At 60.3% G+C, this 13,524-nt stretch carries 13 protein-coding genes and 2 pseudogenes; 10 read left to right on the plus strand and 5 right to left on the minus strand.

Features of this window, described 5'->3' with window-relative positions:
• Positions 1–26 precede the first annotated feature (26 nt).
• The 4 genes from A7Q26_RS07840 to A7Q26_RS07855 are packed head-to-tail and all read left to right on the plus strand — an operon-like array spanning position 27 to position 3,203.
• On the plus strand, positions 27–584 hold the full coding sequence (locus A7Q26_RS07840; protein ID WP_066858832.1) for a cupin domain-containing protein: 558 nt from the start codon (positions 27–29) through the stop codon (positions 582–584).
• On the plus strand, positions 584–1,432 hold the full coding sequence (locus A7Q26_RS07845) for an alpha/beta fold hydrolase (RefSeq protein WP_066858833.1): 849 nt from the start codon (positions 584–586) through the stop codon (positions 1,430–1,432). Before A7Q26_RS07840 ends, A7Q26_RS07845 begins: the two co-directional genes overlap by 1 nt.
• The gene (locus A7Q26_RS07850) at positions 1,423–2,217 is read left to right on the plus strand and encodes an SDR family oxidoreductase (protein WP_066858834.1); all 795 of its coding nucleotides are present in this window, start codon (positions 1,423–1,425) and stop codon (positions 2,215–2,217) included. The genes A7Q26_RS07845 and A7Q26_RS07850 overlap by 10 nt, the downstream gene beginning before the upstream one ends.
• Positions 2,214–3,203: an ABC transporter substrate-binding protein gene (locus A7Q26_RS07855; RefSeq protein ID WP_066858835.1), complete on the plus strand. Its 990-nt coding sequence runs from the start codon at positions 2,214–2,216 to the stop codon at positions 3,201–3,203. Before A7Q26_RS07850 ends, A7Q26_RS07855 begins: the two co-directional genes overlap by 4 nt.
• Positions 3,204–3,270: 67 nt before the next feature.
• On the opposite strand, the pseudogene A7Q26_RS26305 reads toward A7Q26_RS07855, so the two are convergent.
• Both A7Q26_RS26305 and A7Q26_RS26215 read right to left on the minus strand, forming a co-directional pair.
• Positions 3,271–3,438 (minus strand): annotated as a pseudogene (locus A7Q26_RS26305) (IS5/IS1182 family transposase); the annotation flags it as partial.
• 76 nt (positions 3,439–3,514) lie between these two features.
• A pseudogene (locus A7Q26_RS26215) lies at positions 3,515–3,731 on the minus strand (transposase); the annotation flags it as partial.
• A gap of 890 nt (positions 3,732–4,621) precedes the next feature.
• Here A7Q26_RS26215 and A7Q26_RS07865 point away from each other — a divergent pair.
• Positions 4,622–6,430: a glycosyltransferase gene (locus A7Q26_RS07865; RefSeq protein WP_066858837.1), complete on the plus strand. Its 1,809-nt coding sequence runs from the start codon at positions 4,622–4,624 to the stop codon at positions 6,428–6,430.
• A complete protein-coding gene (locus A7Q26_RS07870) occupies positions 6,427–6,918 on the plus strand; it encodes an SPOR domain-containing protein (protein ID WP_066858838.1) in 492 nt (163 codons plus the stop codon). The genes A7Q26_RS07865 and A7Q26_RS07870 overlap by 4 nt, the downstream gene beginning before the upstream one ends.
• On the opposite strand, the gene A7Q26_RS07875 is transcribed toward A7Q26_RS07870, so the two are convergent.
• From A7Q26_RS07875 to A7Q26_RS07885, 3 genes are read right to left on the minus strand one after another with little or no spacing between them, the layout of a single operon-like run.
• A complete protein-coding gene (locus tag A7Q26_RS07875) occupies positions 6,908–7,318 on the minus strand; it encodes an ATP-binding protein (RefSeq protein ID WP_084439029.1) in 411 nt (136 codons plus the stop codon). The two genes, A7Q26_RS07870 and A7Q26_RS07875, sit on opposite strands and share 11 nt — an antisense overlap.
• The gene (locus A7Q26_RS07880; protein WP_066858840.1) at positions 7,311–7,631 is read right to left on the minus strand and encodes an STAS domain-containing protein; all 321 of its coding nucleotides are present in this window, start codon (positions 7,629–7,631) and stop codon (positions 7,311–7,313) included. Before A7Q26_RS07880 ends, A7Q26_RS07875 begins: the two co-directional genes overlap by 8 nt.
• A 1-nt stretch (position 7,632) precedes the next feature.
• The gene (locus tag A7Q26_RS07885) at positions 7,633–8,862 is read right to left on the minus strand and encodes a PP2C family protein-serine/threonine phosphatase (protein WP_232313724.1); all 1,230 of its coding nucleotides are present in this window, start codon (positions 8,860–8,862) and stop codon (positions 7,633–7,635) included.
• Positions 8,863–9,060: 198 nt separating this feature from the next.
• Here A7Q26_RS07885 and bcsS point away from each other — a divergent pair, with 198 nt between their 5' ends.
• From bcsS to A7Q26_RS07910, 4 genes are all read left to right on the plus strand, one after another.
• On the plus strand, positions 9,061–9,747 hold the full coding sequence (bcsS, locus tag A7Q26_RS07890; protein ID WP_198162875.1) for a cellulose biosynthesis protein BcsS: 687 nt from the start codon (positions 9,061–9,063) through the stop codon (positions 9,745–9,747).
• Positions 9,748–10,345: 598 nt separating this feature from the next.
• Entirely contained in the window at positions 10,346–12,829 is a 2,484-nt protein-coding gene (locus A7Q26_RS07900; RefSeq protein WP_066858843.1) for a CHASE3 domain-containing protein, read from the plus strand.
• Positions 12,826–13,188, plus strand: a complete 363-nt coding sequence (locus tag A7Q26_RS07905; RefSeq protein ID WP_066858844.1) for a response regulator — start codon at positions 12,826–12,828, stop codon at positions 13,186–13,188. Before A7Q26_RS07900 ends, A7Q26_RS07905 begins: the two co-directional genes overlap by 4 nt.
• The gene (locus tag A7Q26_RS07910) at positions 13,185–13,481 is read left to right on the plus strand and encodes an Hpt domain-containing protein (RefSeq protein WP_066858845.1); all 297 of its coding nucleotides are present in this window, start codon (positions 13,185–13,187) and stop codon (positions 13,479–13,481) included. The genes A7Q26_RS07905 and A7Q26_RS07910 overlap by 4 nt, the downstream gene beginning before the upstream one ends.
• The last annotated feature ends 43 nt before the right edge of the window (positions 13,482–13,524 follow it).

The raw sequence follows: 13,524 nt of genomic DNA on the forward strand, positions 1-13,524 counted from the left end.
CGAATTTCCGATAACAGGAGCGATCAATGACCGACGCCGTGGTCTCCGACCAGTCCAACAGCATAATCCCAGAAGGCAAGACGCTGCAGCAATGGATCGACAGCCGCCTTGCCCGCTATGAAACGCGCAAGCTGGACTGGGACGCCCTCAAGTTCCAGGCCGATTTCGATCCTAAGTACAAGCGCGCGCAGATGCGTTATGTTGGTACCGGCGCCACCGGCGTGGCTTCCGACACCAATACCGTCGCCGCCGAACATTTCACCTTCTCCACCATGGTGCTTCCGGCCGGGTGCGAAGGGCCGCTCCATCTGCATGACGATGTCGAAGAAGTCTTCTTCATCCTCAAGGGCAACAAGGTGAAGCTGATGTTCGAAAGCGAGGGCGAATATTATGAAACCTATGTGCGCGAACGCGATCTGGTTTCGGTCCCCGCCGGCGTCTATCGCGGGCTGGTGAACGAAGGCATTGAGGAAGCGCTGATGATCGTGTGCCTTGGTACGAACGTCCCCGAAACGCCGACCTATCCGCCCGATCATCCGCTGTCCAAGATCAAGCGTCCCAAGCCTGCCGTCGTCGAAGGCTGATGTCCCTTTATCTGGAGCCGTCGCTGCGCAGCGCCCGCATTTCCGGGCGGGTTCAGGCGTGGCGCGAGGCGGGTGAGGGGCCTGCGCTCCCGCTCGTCCTGCTGCACGGCATCGGTTCCAACGCCCGCGCCTGGGCCGGTCAGTTTGCCGGTTTCTCGCAAGAGCGGCGCGTGGTGGCCTGGAATGCGCCGGGCTATGCGGGCAGCGATCCGCTGTCGAACTTCTGGCCGCTGTCCAGCGATTATGCTGACGCGCTGGGCGCGTTGCTCGATCATCTTGCAATCAAGCGGTGTGTGCTGGTGGGACAGTCGCTGGGCGCGGTCATGGCGACCGCCTTCGCGCTGGCCGCGCCGGAACGCGTGGCCGCAATGACGCTGACCAGCCCTGCGAGCGGTTATGCCGTGCCGGTGGGCGGGGTCTTGCCCGAAGGCGTGGCGAAACGCATTGCCGACATCGAAGCGCTAGGCCCGGAAGGATTGGCGGTGGCCCGCTACTCGCGGTTGCTGGCCCCAGGCGCGAGCGCGCAGGCACACGCCATCGTCCGGTCCGCCATGGCAGAGGTCGTGCCCCAGGGCTATGCTCAGGCCGTGCGCCTGCTGGCGTCGGCCGATCTTCCCTCTGCCGTGACCGCACTGCGGGTGCCGACCATGACGCTGTGGGGTAGCGAAGATGTGGTGACGCCGCCCGCCGGTTGTGCGCGGGTCGCTGCCGCTACTCCTGGCGGCCGGTTCGAGAGTATCGAAGGCGGCGGCCATGCGGTCGCGACCGAGCGGCCGGAAGCATTCAATCAGACACTGCGCCGCGTCCTTGATGAGGCTGACGCGGCCGAGGGGGTAGCATGGAACTGAAGCTGGAAGACCGCGTCGCGATCGTGACTGGGGGATCATCGGGGATCGGACTGGAAACAGTTCGGCTGTTGCTGGCCGATGGTGCGTATGTCGTAAGCTGCGCCCGCCGCGCAGAGGGGCTGGAGCAGGCCCGTGCGATTCTGGCGGCGCAGGGCGCGCCGGTCGATCGACTCGTGTCGCAACCCTGCGACGTACTGGATGAGGCCTCCGTCGAGCGCCTCACTGAAACCGTGCGGACGCGGTTCGGTCGAGCCGACATCCTCGTCAACAATGCGGGACAGGCGCGGCTCAGCACCTTCGCCTCGACGTTGGACGCTGATTGGGAAGCGGAACTCAACCTCAAATTCTTCAGCGTGATCCGGCCGACCCGGGCTTTCCTGCCGCTTCTGCGCGAAAGCGATGCCGCGGCGATCGTGGTTGTGAACTCGCTGCTGGCGCGCCAGCCCGAGCCCCATATGGTCTGCACCTCTGCCGCGCGGGCGGGTGTCCAGAATTTGGTAAAGTCGCTGAGCGTCGAACTGGCGCCTGCGATCCGCGTTAACGCGATCCTGCTGGGCACGGTCAACAGCGGGCAATGGGAACGGCGTTTCAAGGAGCGGGCCAAGCCCGGCCAGTCGATGGAAGATTGGCTGGTCGAATTGGCACGTGAAAAGCACATACCGCTGGGTCGCTTCGGAAAGCCGGAAGAGGCGGCGGCGGCGATCCTGTTCCTGGCGTCACCGGTGGCGGGCTTCATCACTGGCGCCGCGCTGGAGGTAGCCGGGGGGGTGTCGCGCTTCGCATGATCTTGCCCCTGTTCTCCCGCTGCGCCTTTGCTGCCTGCGCCACGCTGTTTCTGATGGGGGCGAGTCCGCCCCCGCCTGAGCCGTTCGTTTATCTGCTGCCCGCGCCCAAGGAAGCAATCGTTTTTGCACCGCTACTGCTGGCCGACGCGAATGGCGCCTATGCTCGCGAGGGGCTGGCCGTCCGGTTCGAACGGGTTGCAGGCGGCGGCATGAAGGTCGGTGAGGCGCTCGGCGGCGGCAAGGGCGACGCCGGGGGCGCCCTGGGCGATACCGCGATGATCCTGCGTGCCAGAGGCATACCGGTCCGGGGCGTCGCGCTGCTCGGCCGTCATTCGTTTCTGACTTGGATGAGCGTGCAGGGCTTGGCTATCAATGCGGCTTCGCTTCGCGGCCAGGCGATCGGCGTCCCTTCGCAGCAGGATGTGTCCTATTATGCGTTGGAAGCGCTACTGCGCCAGGTCGGTCTGACCCCCGACGATGTGGAGGTGCGCGTCGCTGTGCCAGATGATCTGATCGCCGCAATGGGGCGTGGCGAACTGAAGGCCATGATCGGGACGGTCGATTGGGGCGTGAAAGCCGAACGAGCTGGCGTTGTCCTCGATTACCAGTCACTCGATGCCTATTATCCCGCGTTGGCCCAGGCGGTCATGGCGGCCGATGGGCAAATCGCTAATCGGCCCAAGGCGCTTCAGGCTTTCACCCATGCAACGTTGCAGTCGCTGCACGCGATTGCGCGCGATCCTGCGGGAGCAGCGCGGCGTTATGTCGATCTGGTGCCCGGTTCAGGTTATGATAAAGTCGAGGTCGAACGGATATTCTGGCTACTATCGCGCTTCGTTTACGGCGTAGATGCTGGAAAGTTCGATCCGCGCACAATGGAGCGGGCCGCAAAGGCTGCGTCTGCCGAAGGACTGATCCCGCCACGGGGCAAGGCAACCGACAGCTTCACCAACAGATTCTCCCGCATCTCACACGCTACACGTTAATTGTGGTGCGACAATTTGACCTGCTTACCGAAATTTCCTCATTTTTGATTTAGAGCGGTTTCGAAATTCACGCTGATAGCGCCAATCTGCGGATCATGAGCATGGCAGCGGCGGCGTGGAGGAATGCAGCGGCGGACTTGAGGGTTGCCTCGACGTCCTTGGCGAGCCGGAGATTTCGGTTGATCCATGCTAAGAAGCGTTCAACGAGCCAGCGCCTTGGCAGGACGACGAAGCCGGTCTGCCCGGTGATTTTGCTGACGATTTCAACGGTGATGCTGGTAGCTTGCGTGGCGCGCTCACGACGCCGGTGGAAAGCACGGCGGCAGCATCCGCCAGGGCAAGCTACCATACAAAAGATAAAAGATGGCTTCGACGATCCGGCGCATCTTCCATTTGCGTGACCGGCCGGCCGGTCGGTGCAGGTGGAGGCAAAAGAGGCTCGAACAGCGCCCACTTGGCGTCGGCTGAATATGTTGGCAATGACAGCCCGCTTAGCGGATGCAGCGTGCGATTGGTATCGGTCCACATCGTTGATCCTTGGTGGTTTAGCAAAAAAAACCTGAATCAACTATCGGCCAAGCCATCAAGCTAACCTGCTGATACCACTAACCTTAGTTTCGGATCGGGCACTCAGGATCCCGCAAACGCCCAGACTGCCGACAGCAGGCGGGGGAGACATTGTGCTCAGTCTGGTGTTGCGCGACAAGGCCGGCAAGACTGGCATTCCCGCAATTTCACGACCACCAGCCCCCGGGCAGCGCAAGTCGTCGTTAACGTTTTGTTAGAGGTTTTGCAGGGACTGTATCCGGGCGCGTATCGAGTTGATCGTACCAAGATTTGATCTTCCGCTCATGGAGGAAAGGTGATGGCAGTCGATAAATTGGCAGTCAAGTTGGACCGGGGGCGGCAGTCACGCTATGTTCCGGCTTTAGGGCTTATTTGCCTCAAAACGATGAACGCCGAGCGGTAATCGTCGGCGATATTCTGCAGGTGGCTAATTGCTGGAGGATAGCCGACGCTGCCCCTTCGGTCGTCCAGTGCATCTGAGTGCGATAGGATTGGAATCCCGGATTATGGCGGTCTGGGGCAACGTTCGCAGGGTTCGCTTCACTCGCATTGTTCATCCGTTTTAGATTATTCAGGATAATATGACGGCGTTTACACCATTGGCAGGCCTCATCGGAACGCTGTGCTTCGAGCACGATGCTGCCGTATTGCAACATTGAGAGCGATGGCCCTCTAGCCGTTCATGCGCCTGTCGCTCCGGCTTAGCGCTCGTCAATCAGGCTTCTGCGACCGCGAACCTTTGAACTTTTCACTTTTAAGGCGTAGTCTTTTCTCATGCGGAACCGAGCATCCCAACCTGGCCGCCCCCCTTTGACGGTGGAAGGCGGACTTACAAGCGGGGGATGGGGGCGTTGAACTTTTACTTTACACGCTTCGAGCATCGGCGCCCACCTGATCCGCTTCCCCGCTCGGCTGTCGTGGAAAAAATATGGCAGGGGCTGGCAATCGTAAGCCTTCTGCTTGGCGCGCGCTACATGGTCTGGCGCTGGACGGAGTCGCTCAACTGGGATGCGTTGTGGTTCGCCATTCCGCTGGTGGTAGCCGAGAGCTGTGCCTATTTTGGTTTGGCGCTGTTTACACTGAACCTCTGGAAAACCCGTGATTATCCGATGCGAGAGCCGCCTGATCGGATTGGCCAGTGCATCGTCGGAGATGCAGCGGATGATCGTCCTGTCACAGTCGATGTGTTCATAGCGACCTATAATGAAGAAGAAGAATTGGTTCGCCTGAGCATCCGCGATGCCAAGGCGATGCGCTATCCGCATCCGATCGTTTTGCATATCCACGTGCTGGACGATGGCCGTCGTGCAACCATGCGCTCGGTCGCGAAAGAAGAGGGCGTGGGATATATCAGCCGCGACAATAATATGGGTTTTAAGGCGGGCAATCTGCGAAATGCCATGGAGCAGACCAGCGGCGATTTCATTTTGATCTGCGATGCCGACACTCGGCCGTTCCCCACGCTGCTGGAGCGCACGCTCGGCTATTTTCGTGATCCCGATGTTGCATTCGTCCAGACACCGCAATGGTTCTACGACTTGCCCGAAGGCGAAACGCTGCGCCAATGGCTGGGGCATCGGATCGGGGCGGCTGGCCGCTGGGTGGGCGGCACGATCGAATGGCTGTTTGGCGAAATCCGCATCGGCGAAGACCCGTTCGCCAATGATCCAGGCATGTTCTACGATATCATCCAGCGCCGGCGGAATCCCTATAATGCTGCCTTCTGCTGTGGCGCTGCGTCTCTTCACCGGCGCGAAGCGGTGATGTTCGTCGCGCTGCGCGCCTATGGCGACGCCATCGCCAGGGCCAGCGGCGAAACTCGATCCCGACTGGCACGCCTCACCCGGCGAAAGGCCAGTTCAGAAGGGCAGGCGCTTGCGCGTTGGCAGGCGGCGCAGGCTGAGGAACTGACACCCTACAAATTCCATGTGTCCGAAGATATTTATACGTCGATCGTTCTGCATCAGGACCGTCATCGTCGCTGGAAATCGGTGTTGCACCCGCACATCGAATCCAAGATGCTTTCGCCCCAAGATTTGCTGACCTGGACGATCCAGCGCTTCAAATATGCAGGCGGCAGCCTGGACATTTTCTTCCACGACAATCCGGTGACAGCACCTGGCATGTCGCTCGGTCAACGGCTGATGTATTTGACCACCTTCTGGTCTTATCTGGGCGCTGTCTGGAACCTGGCCTTCCTGGTTGCACCGTTGATCTACATGTTTTTCGGCATTGCGCCCGTCAGCGCCTACACCGGCGATTTCTTCGGCCATGCCCTGCCCTTTCTGATCGCAAATGAATTGGCGTTTATGGCCGGCACTTGGGGCATGTCAGGCTATAAAGGCAAGGTCAGCTATCTAGCATCCTTCCCCATCTCCCTGCGGGCGCTCTGGGCGGTGCTGCGCAAGCAGAAGATCAAGTTCCCGGTGACCCCAAAGGAAAGGCAGGATGGCAATTTCCTGCATCTTGTCTGGCCCCAAGCAGCCATAATCGTCGCAACCCTGGTGGGCTTTTGCTGGTCGGGCATCGCGTTTTGGTTGGGTTTGGGTAACTATAGCCTTGGCGGCCTGATCGCCAACGGGCTGTGGGGCCTCAATAATATCCTGGCAATGTGGGTCATGGTGCGTGCCGCCTTCTGGAAGCCGGAGCAGGGTGCATGAGTTGGCGCGAAGGTCTACGCAAGGGGCGCAGCCATTTGTTGTTCGCCCTCATATTGGCGGTGGCGGGGACGCTTATCGTCCATATCGAAGACAATAATCTGGAGCGGGAGACGGGCCATCGTCCAGTCGCGCGGGCAGGCGTGCCGACGGTGAAGGGTAGGATTACGCCACCTGTTACTGCACTTTCTGCCAAACAAACCCCAGCGCCCGACACGGCGCGTCCGACAATCGATGATGCGGCGCAGTTCAAGGCCTATGTGCAAGTCGGCGCATTTCGGGATCGCCACCGTGCTGAACAAGCCGGCGCCAGCGCCTTGCGTAGCTTAAACGGCCAGCCTGCGCTGGCGGTGCGCGTCAAACCGTTCGCCAAGATTTTCCGGGCGGAACTGGGACCGATAGATCCATCCGCCGCAAAACGCCTTTGCGCGCGCTTGCTCGCGCTTGGTCATGAATGCCGACCGATCATGCCGCGCTCGGCTAAGGACTAAAGAATTTTACCAAAGTAAGATGGTTGACCCCATTTTGGCTATGATAGTCGATGCAGTCGATACAGGATTGAATGATACCGATACCGCGTCCGCTCTCTCCCTCCAGCGAAAAAGGGCGACAGGCCGACAGCAGGCCTTTCTGCATGGGCGCTCCGTCATCGCTAAGCTTCAGAGTCACCGCGCCATCCTCTAGTCGCACTTGGAGATGGATCACGCCGTCGCTCCGTCCGGCATAGCCGTGGAGAACGATATTGTTTGCGGCCTCCACCAAGGCGAGTTCCAGGTCGATCAAAGCAGCATCGGGAATATGTCCATCTCCGCAGCGATGCTTGAGGTGGGTCGTGAGATTATGCACCTTCTCCAGCCGACCGGGACAACTGAAACCCGGAGGGTCAAGCACGGAGAGCCGCCTTGCCCTCTTCCACTCCGTCGGTCAGCCGAAACACGGTGTCGAGGCGGGTCAGTTCGAACAGGCGCCGCACCGATGGCTGCGCGCCCGCGACGGCCAGGGCGCCATCTTTTCCGAGCATTTTGAGTAGCGAGACCAACACGCCCAGGCCGGTGCTATCCATGAAACTGACACGGCGCAGGTCCAACAACACCTTGCGCGCTGCGCCGTCGATATGTGCTTGCAGATCGGCCTTGAAGGCAGGCGCCGCAGCAGCGTCCAGCCGTTCGGCTCCAACCTCGATGATCGCCAGGTCACCGTCCATGCTAATCGCCGTCACCCGTCTCCACTCCTTCTATTATTTCCAACGCGAGCAAGGAAATATCGTCCTCAAAACCTGCGCGGCCCCGACGTGCGCTCAATTTCGCTTCCACACTGCGCACTATCGTAGCGATCGGTTCGTCCGCGGCCATCGCCAACAGGTCGCATAATCCTTCCAATTCCAGCGCACTGCCGTCCCGGTCGCAACATTCGGTTACACCGTCAGAATATAGAACCAGTCGCGCTTGGGGGGGAAGCACGAAGTGGGACGGTTCGAATTCGGCATCGTCGAACCAACCTAGCGGAAATGCTCCCGGCACGGCCATTGCCTTGATCCTGCCAGGCTGCAGCAGCAATGGGGGTGGGTGTCCGGCGCGAATGATCCAGCCTTCCCGTGAATGGGGGAAGAGCAGTCCGCAAATCAGCGTTGCATAGCTTTCCGAGTTCTGGCTCGCGATTTCGCGATTGAGATCGACTATCGCGCGGGCCATCGCGGCGGGTGAGTCGGGGGCAAGTTGCGCCAGTCGATGGTGGATGTGAAAGGAGGCCAGGGCAGCTGGAACGCCATGGCCCTGCACGTCGGCCAGGAAGAACAGGCGTCCGCAGTTGCGTAGCGGAAGAACGCCGATCGTGTCGCCACTGATATGTTGAGCCGGGCGATAGGCCCAGGCCACTCGCAGGCCGTCCGCCATCTCCCATTCGGGCAGCAGCCGGCGATGCAGAGCCGCTGCGGCATCAAGATCGCCCTGCACGCGCCGATACGCATTGCGCGTGCGCGTGTGCGCGGCCGCCAGATGGTGATTGCGGCGCTGGAGCCGGTGATGCAGCATGACGTTGCGCCGCGCCGATGCCATCGCAAGTTCGAGTTGAAGTCGGTCGAGAGGCTTGAAAAGGAAGTCATCGACGCCAGCCTCCAACGCCGCGCGCACCGTTTCGGAATCCCCTCGCGCGGTTGTCATGACGACATGGAGGAAACGATCCTGACTGTGCAACGATCGGACGCGCTGCACCAGAGCAATGCCATCCATCCCCGGCATCTGCCAGTCGGTGATGAACATGTCGAACAATTGTATGTCCAGTAAGGCCAGGGCCTGCGCCGCGTCAGGGACGCCTGTTACCGAACAGTTCAGCGTTTCCAATTCCCAAGTGATATAGTCGAGAAACAGATCATCATCATCGACCACTAATATGTTAAGCGGACGGTCAATCCCTCGCGGGCTGGATATGTTCGCCAATGGGGCTGTCTCCTTGCTCGAAAATTCGGTTCGGTCCCAGCCATTGGCACGACGTTGCGAACAGGCGTAGCCGCTTGACCTTGCTCAAGAAACGGTTAATCGAACTTAGCGGAAAATTAATCTGTCGCATCGCAACATGACCACGTTATGCTTTTTTGCGAAGCGGGCGGATTGCTCGCTCGAACGCGGAGCCAAGATGTGACGATACGGCCCATTTTATGCGGAATGACGCTGTTGTTTTCGAGCGGCGTCGCGGAAGCTCAGGACCGCGGGGTGATTTACGCTGGCGGCAGTGCAGGGGATGGCGCTGGCGGCTATGCTGGCGGCCTCGTAGCCTTGCCCGGCGACTCGTTGGGTCATGGGCTTGCGGTTCGTGCCGGCGTCAACGGCGGCACCTATAGGTATAGAGCCAGCGAACGCATCGAAGCGACTTACCTGGGTGCCGAGATTGCGCTGGTATACCAGTTTTCGGGCGATTGGGGCTGGGCTAACCTCTCGGCCGGTCCGCGCATCACCGATACCGATCTAGACCCGGATGATCCGGGCAACAAGTTGCGGGGCACCCGCTTCGATGCCGGGCTCCAGTCCGATGGCGCGCTGGGTAATGACTGGCGGCTCGGCTGGTTCGGATCCTGGGGCGTACGCAACGAATCCTATATCGCGCAGCTTCGGCTGACACGACTGCTGGATGAAGGAAGCCAGACCCGGGTGGGTCTTGAGGGCATTTTACAGGGCGATCCCACCTACAAGCGCGGCAGCCTGGGTGGACATGTTTCCACCGCTCTCGGTAGCAACTGGCAGGGACAGGTTTCGATTGGCGCCAGCGAGCAGGCTGGGCGAAAGGCCAAGCCCTATGCGTCGTTGGGCGTCAGCCGGGTCTTCTAGGGCCGTTCTGCGATGGCCAAAGGTCGCATCGTCCCGATCGGCCTTTTGTCGGGAATCCTGGCATTGATCGGGTGTATGCCGGCGGGTCAGCCCGCGGTGTCTGGGCCGCCGCCATCATTGCTGGAACTGTCCGCAGGTTATCGTCTCGCCTGGTCGGATGAATTCGATCAGGGCGCGGCGTCTGATTTCCTCAACTGGAGCTATGATGCCCATCGCAACCGCAAGAGCTGGTATAATGGCGAGGCACAAACTTATACTCGCCACCGCGTGCGGAACCTTCGCATTGAGGACGGCCGCTCGTTGATCGACGCTCATGCGCTACCGCTCAACCGCACCAACTATCATTATTGGGGCGGAGTGGCCTATAGTCCCGGCCGACTGATGCTCTGCGGTCATCGGAGTTGGATGCGCGGCCATCAGCACGCGCCGGCGCATGTCCTGCGTTCGGGCGGTCGATCTGCGTTTGATCCGATACATCCATGTGTCTCATCCTCAATCGGGCGATCCAGCGACTGGGGGGTGGGATCAAGGGCATCGACGCCGCCGCCCGCCAACGCTGCTGGCTCGGCCGTGTTCGCGTCTGCGAGGAGGAGAGACCATGATCGCGCGCGCTGATTGGCGACGATGGGCCGTAATCGCGGCCGTCTTTGGCGTTGCGCTGCTGATCGTCGGCGTTGCGGTCATGCTGGTTGCCCAATCCAACGAGAGCAGGAATATGCAGCAGGAGGTCGAACTGTCGCACCGTCGGCGCGCACTTCTCCAGACCGTGCTCTCGGAACATCAAGACATGGAAACCGGCCAGAGAGGCTACATTCTTTCCGGCCAGCGCAGCTTCCTCGAGCCTTATGACGACGCGCGACGTCATATCGGCATCAGCCTTAACGAACTCGAGCGATTGCCTGCCGCGCCGGGTGCTCGGGCGGATATGGCGCTGCTCCGTCGACTCTCCAAGCAGAAGCTGGCGTTCGCGACGCGCACCATAGCCCTTCGCCGCAAGGGCAATGTGACGGAGGCTCAGTCCGCTGTGAGTGCTGGCGAAGGTAAGATTGTCATGGACCAAATCCGCGCCGAGATAGGCCGACAGCGCACCGCGGAGGAACAACGATTGACGCGCGTCACGGCACAATCGCGACTGGCGCAGGACAGGCTCCGGCTTAACAGCCTCTTGCTGCTTGGTATCCTGACCCTGTTGTTGATCATCGCTGGGTTGATCATTCTGCATACGCTGCGTGCAAGAAAGCAGGCGTTTGAGAGACTGGACGACATCTCCCGCCGACGGCAGGCGATACTCGACGGCGCCATGGACGCTATTTTCATCCTCAATCCGAGTGGTAGCATCGAGGCCACCAACCGCGCCGCTACGCGCATCTACGGTTACACCTTCCAGGACATGCTTCGACGCGATATCGGCATGCTCTTCGCCGACCCACCCCCGAACGGTCAGGTTGCGGCCTATCTACGGAGCATGCGTCTGGTAGAGGGTGAGCCGGGCCATATGCAGGAAATTATCGGCAGACGCAGCGACGGCACGGTGTTTCCCACTGACGTGGCGGTAACGGCCATATCACTGCGGGACGGAACACATTATGTCGCGGTGGCGCGGGATATATCCGAACACAAGCGTGCCGAGCGAATGAAAGCAGAGTTCGTCGCCAGCGTCAGCCATGAACTGCGCACTCCCCTCACCTCGATCGCGGGATCATTGGGTCTGCTGATTGGCGGGGCGGGCGGGATGCTGCCCGACAAGGCGCAGCGGCTGATCGTGATCGCTCGGGACAATGCGGAACGTCTGGTGCGCCTGATCAACGATATATTGGACATCGAAAAAATAGATTCTGGCCGCATGACCTTCGCAAATCGCTATGTCGATCTGGCCGTCATCCTGCGCGAGGCAGTCCAGTCGAACCAGGGCTATGCCGACAAATATGGCGTTATGCTCCACATGCAGAGCTTGCCTGACGCTGCGGTCGTCTGGGCCGATCCCGACCGCCTCATGCAGGTGTTCGCCAATCTCATCTCCAATGCTGTAAAATTCTCGCCGGCCGGTGAAGCGGTGGACATCGTCGTCCGGACGGAACATAGCCGTCACCGGATCAGCGTCTGCGACAAGGGGCGCGGAATCGACGCCGCATTTCGGTCACGCATCTTCAATCGTTTTGCACAGGCTGACGCCTCCGATTCGCGCGAAAAGAGCGGCACCGGGTTAGGGTTGAGCATCGTCAAGGAAATCGTCACTCGGCTTGGAGGCGCGGTGAGTTTCGAGTCCGAGCCGGGTGAAGGCACGCAATTTCACGTCGATCTGCCTGCAGCACAGCCCGACGAAACCAACGGGGCGGTGGACCGGCTCCTAATCTGCGAACGCAATGTGCACGTGGCTGGGCAGATGGCTGAAGCGCTTGCAGATACCGGCTTGGCGTGTGACGTCGTCAACAGCACTGCGCAGGCGATGAAGGCGGCGCAGGAACGACGATATCGGGTCATATTGGTTGACAGCAATCTGCCAAGTGGCGGCGGCATCGCTCTCGTCCGCAGTTTGCGGCAGGTTGATGGCTTGGAAGCCGTTCCTATCCTCATGATCTCGGCAGACAATCGACATGGCGGGATAGAAGCAGAAGCGTTACGTATCGTCGATTGGCTACAAAAGCCCTTGCCGCTGGACCGGCTGGTCGCGTCCGTCGGTCATTTGCTGGAGGGCGAGCGTCGGACCGAGCTTCCCCACGTGCTGCATGTCGATGACGATCCTGATGTTCTGCGTCTCGTGGCTGCAGCGCTCGAAGGGCAGGCGGATCTCATCTCGGTGGACAGCATCGGCACCGCGCGAGCAGTTCTTGCTGCTGGCAGTTTTGACTTGGCGATACTCGACTTGGGCTTGGCGGACGGCTCTGGATTAGACCTGCTGCCGGACCTGCGCCGTCCCGGGGCGTTGCCAGTCCCGGTCATCATTTTTTCGGCGCAAGACGCCGACCCGGCCGTTGCAGCAACGGTCGAGGCCTATCTCACAAAGTCGCGCACGCCTATTGAACGCCTGACTGCGACGGTGCAGCATCTTTGGCAACAGGCCGGACCAAGGATCGGCACATGATTCGCATTCTCTATGTCGACGACGAACCGGATCTTCGCGAGATAGCTGAGATTGCGCTCGGTCTTGACCCTGAACTTGACGTCAGATTGTCTTCGTCGGGCTTGGAAGCGATTGCCATCGCCCGTGATTGGCAACCGGCGCTTATCCTGCTGGACTTCATGATGCCGATAATGGACGGTCCGGCCACTCTTCATGCGTTGCGCGACCAGGCGGCGACCGCAAATATTCCGATCGTCTTCATTACCGCTCGCAGTTCGGAAAAGGATATCGAACATTTGCTGGCCCAGGGTGCTGTCGGCGTGCTGGCCAAGCCTTTTGATCCTATGGCGCTTGCGGCAGAGGCCAGGCAATTTTTATGACCGGCGTCGATGTACGGCTGGAGCAGCTTCGCCTCCGCTTTCTGGCTAGATGCCAGGCGGACTTGGTAAATATCCGAAATCCATCCCTGCCTATGGAAGACCTTCAGAAAATTGCCCATCGCATTGCAGGCATGGCCGGCACAGTAGGTTTAGGCACGCTCGGCGACGCGGCGTTCGCTCTCGACCAAGAATTCCGACATGGCAAAGAAGGTCACGCAGCGCAACGGGTACTGGCAGAGCGCTTTGCTGATGCCTTGGAAATCACCTTGGAAAGACACAGTCCGAAGGCATAATCTCGGTACGATTGTGTTGTGGATTTGTAACGGTTTTGCGCCG

This window comes from Sphingobium sp. TCM1, assembly GCF_001650725.1.
Classification (GTDB): domain Bacteria; phylum Pseudomonadota; class Alphaproteobacteria; order Sphingomonadales; family Sphingomonadaceae; genus Sphingobium.